General features: G+C 68.9%; 1 protein-coding gene. It reads right to left on the bottom strand.

Going from position 1 to position 3,728, the window contains the following annotated elements; genetic code table 11:
* A partial coding sequence (locus D3H34_RS31040) for an excinuclease ABC subunit UvrA (RefSeq protein ID WP_491047152.1) occupies positions 1–3,728 on the bottom strand: 3,728 nt, incomplete at both ends.

Here is a 3,728-nt window from a genome sequence, read left to right as displayed (position 1 = left end):
ATGCCGGCTTCGCGGCCGGTAAGCGTGAGCTTCTGCGCCCAGGTGCGCACGTCGTTGACCGCGAGACTGGCGATATCGGTGATGCCCACGCCGTGGAAGCGCACGGCGCGCGCCGTAGCGTTGAGCCGCGTGCCCGCGCAGCAGGGGCAGGTGACTTCGGCCAGGTCTTCGACTTCCTGGCCTTCGAACTTCACTTCGCGGCCGCGGTTGTCTTCGGCCATCAGCGTGTCGTCATAGACCTGGCGCTGGTCCTTGGTCAGCTTGACGCCCGTGCCCACGCAGTCGGGGCACCAGCCATGCTTGCTGTTGTACGAGAACAGCCGTGGATCGAGTTCGGCGTAGCTGGTCGCGCAGACCGGGCAGGCGCGCTGCGTCGAATACGCCTGCAGCTTGCCGACACCGGCCGTGCTCTTGCCGCCGGCCATGGCCGCGCCCAGGTCGTCGATGCCGCTGAGCACATGCAGCACGCCCTTGCCCAGTTCGAGCGCCTGGGCCAGATGGCGGCGCAGCTCGGCTTCGTTGGCCGGCGAGACTTCGATGCTCGCCACGGGCAGGTCGATGCTGTGTTCCTTGAAGCGGTCCAGCCGCGGAAAGCCCGTGGTCGGCAGGAATTCGCCGTCGACGCGCAGATGCGTGTAGCCGCGCGGCCGCGCCCAGTCGGCGAGTTCGGTATAGACGCCCTTGCGGTTGACGACCAGCGGCGCGAGCAGGCCGATGTGCTGGCCGCGGAACTGCGTCATCAGCTGCGCGGCGATGCTGTCGGGCGTCTGCGGCTCGACGGCCGCACCGTCGTGGATGCAGTGCTGGGTGCCGAGCTTCACATACAGCAGGCGCAGGAAATGCCAGACTTCGGTGGTCGTGCCCACCGTGGACTTGCGCCCGCCGCGCGACAGCCGCTGCTCGATCGCGACCGTGGGCGGAATGCCGTAGACCGCGTCGACTTCGGGCCGGCCCGCGGGCTGGACGATGGAGCGCGCATAGGCGTTGAGCGACTCGAGGTAGCGGCGCTGGCCTTCGTTGAACAGGATGTCGAACGCCAGCGTGGACTTGCCCGAGCCGCTGACGCCCGTGACGACGTTGAACTTGCCGCGCGGAATCTCGACCGACAGCTGCTTGAGGTTGTGCTCGCGCGCGTTGACGATCTCGATCACGTTCTTCGCGGCCGGCGCGGTCACGGCCTTGGCCGCGCGCGGGTAGAGCATGGGCGCGACTTCGGTGACCAGCTGGCCGCCCACGCCCATCGCCAGGTCGTATTCGCGCAGCGCCTGCGCAGTGTGCGAGCTGGGGTGCTGGCGCACGTCTTCGGGCGTGCCCTGGGCGACGATGAAGCCGCCGCCCTCGCCGCCTTCGGGGCCCAGGTCGATCAGCCAGTCGCTGGCGCGGATCACGTCGAGGTTGTGCTCGATGACGATCAGCGAGTGGCCGGCTTCGAGCAGCTTGCGCAGCGCGCGCATCAGCTTGGCGATGTCGTCGAAATGCAGGCCCGTGGTCGGCTCGTCGAACAGGAACAGCGTGCCCTTGCGCGCGATCGCCTGGCGCGACTTGGACGCGGTCTTCGCGGCCTCGGCCAGAAAGCCCGCGAGCTTGAGGCGCTGGGCCTCGCCGCCGCTGAGCGTGGGCACGGGCTGGCCGAGCTTGACGTATTCGAGCCCGACTTCGACGATGGGCTGCAGCGCGCGCACCACGTCGCGGTCCTGGGCGAACAGCGCCGCGGCCTCGCTCACCGTGAGTTCGAGCACATCGGCGACGCTCAGGCGGCGCGGCTGCAGTTCGCCGGCCGCATGGCGCTCGATATGCACTTCGAGGATTTCGGGGCGGTAGCGCTGGCCGTCGCAGTCTGGGCAGCGCAGGTAGACGTCCGACAGGAACTGCATCTCGACATGCTCGAAGCCCGAGCCGCCGCAGGTGGGGCAGCGGCCGTCGCCGCTGTTGAAGCTGAACTTGGACGCCGTATAGCCGCGCTGGCGCGCCAGCGGCGCGACCGCGAACAGCTCGCGGATGCTGTCCCAGGCGCCGACATAGCTCGCGGGATTGGAACGCGCGGTCTTGCCGATCGGCGACTGGTCGACGAACACCACGTCGCTCAGGTGGTCCGCGCCCATCAGGCGGTCGAACGCGCCCGCGGAATCGGTGGGCTTGCCGAAGTGGCGCAGCAGCGCGGGCGCGAGCACGTCCTGGATCAGCGTGGACTTGCCCGAGCCGCTGACGCCGGTCACGGTGACCAGGCGCTGCAGCGGGAAGTCGAGATCGAGGTGCTGCAGGTTGTGCTCGCGCGCGCCTTCGAGCACCAGCCGCGGCGTCGAATCCGTGACCATGCGCTTGAAGCCGAAGCCGACCTGCTTGCGGCCGCCCATATAGGCGCCGGTCAGCGTGTCCGCATGGCGCAGGGTTTCGGGCGTGCCGTCGAACACGATCTGTCCGCCGCGCGCGCCCGGGCCCGGGCCCATGTCGATCACGCGGTCGGCGGCGAACATCACGGCCGGGTCATGCTCGACCACCACCAGCGTATTGCCCGCGTCGCGCAGGCGCTGCATGGCTTCGGTGATGCGCAGCATGTCGCGCGGGTGCAGGCCGATGCTGGGCTCGTCGAGCTCGAACAGCGTGTTGACCAGCGAAGTGCCGAGCGCCGTCGTCAGGTTGATGCGCTGCACTTCGCCGCCGCTGAGCGTGCGGCTTTGCCGGTCCAGCGTCAGGTAGCCGATGCCGACATCGGCCAGGTACTTGAGCCGCGTATGGATTTCGGCGTGCAGCATCTTCAGCGCCTGGGCTTCGCCGTCCGAGGCCTGGGCCTGTTCGGTGGGCGCCAGCGTGGCGAAGAACTGCTGCAGCCGGTTGATCGACAGCCGCATCAGGTCGTGCAGGCACAGGCCGGGCAGCGCTTCGAGCTGGGCGCGGCTCCAGGAGACACCCGCGGGCATGAAGCGCTGCGCGGGCGGCAGCACGGCGTCGGCGCCGGCCTTGCTGCCCAGGCGCCACAGCAGGCTTTCGGTCTTGAGGCGCGCGCCCAGGCAGGTCGGGCATTCGGTATAGCTGCGGTACTTGGACAAGAGCACGCGGATGTGCATCTTGTAGGCCTTGCTTTCGAGGTATTCGAAAAAGCGCTTGATGCCGTACCAGGTCTGGTTCCACTTGCCGTTCCAGTTGGGCGAGCCGTCGAGCACCCAGGCTTTCTGCTCGGCCGTCATCTTCGCCCAGGCGGTGTCGCGCGGAATGCCTTCGGCTTCGGCGTGGCGCAGCAGATCGTCCTGGATTTCCTTCCATGCGGGAGTCTGGATGGCCTTCACGGCGCCGGTGCGCAGCGTGAGCTTCTCATTCGGAATCACCAGTCCCCAGTCGACGCCGATCACGCGGCCGAAGCCGCGGCAGGCTTCGCAGGCGCCGACGGCGGAGTTGAACGAGAACAGCGACGGCATGGGCGTGGTGTAGCCCAGGCCGCTTTCGGGGCAGTGCAGGCCCAGCGAGTAGCGCCACAGGTCGGGCTCGCCGTCCTCGGGCAGGCAGTAGACGGTCATGTGGCCGCTGCCGCGCTTGAGCGCGACTTCGATGGCCTCCATCACGCGCGCGCGTTCGGCGCGGCCCAGGCGGAAGCGGTCGGCGATCACGTCGAGCATCTTGACGCGCGTCGGCGCGGCCGCAGTCTTCTTCGCCTTGCCCTTCGCGCCTTCGGGCGGCGCGGCGGGCGCGAGTTCGACTTCGCGCTCGGCCTGGACCTTGGTGAAGCCGCTGGC

The sequence above is a fragment of the Acidovorax cavernicola genome, from assembly GCF_003581445.1.
Note: the sequence above shows the minus strand (reverse complement) of the source record. Positions and strands in the feature narration are given on the sequence as shown.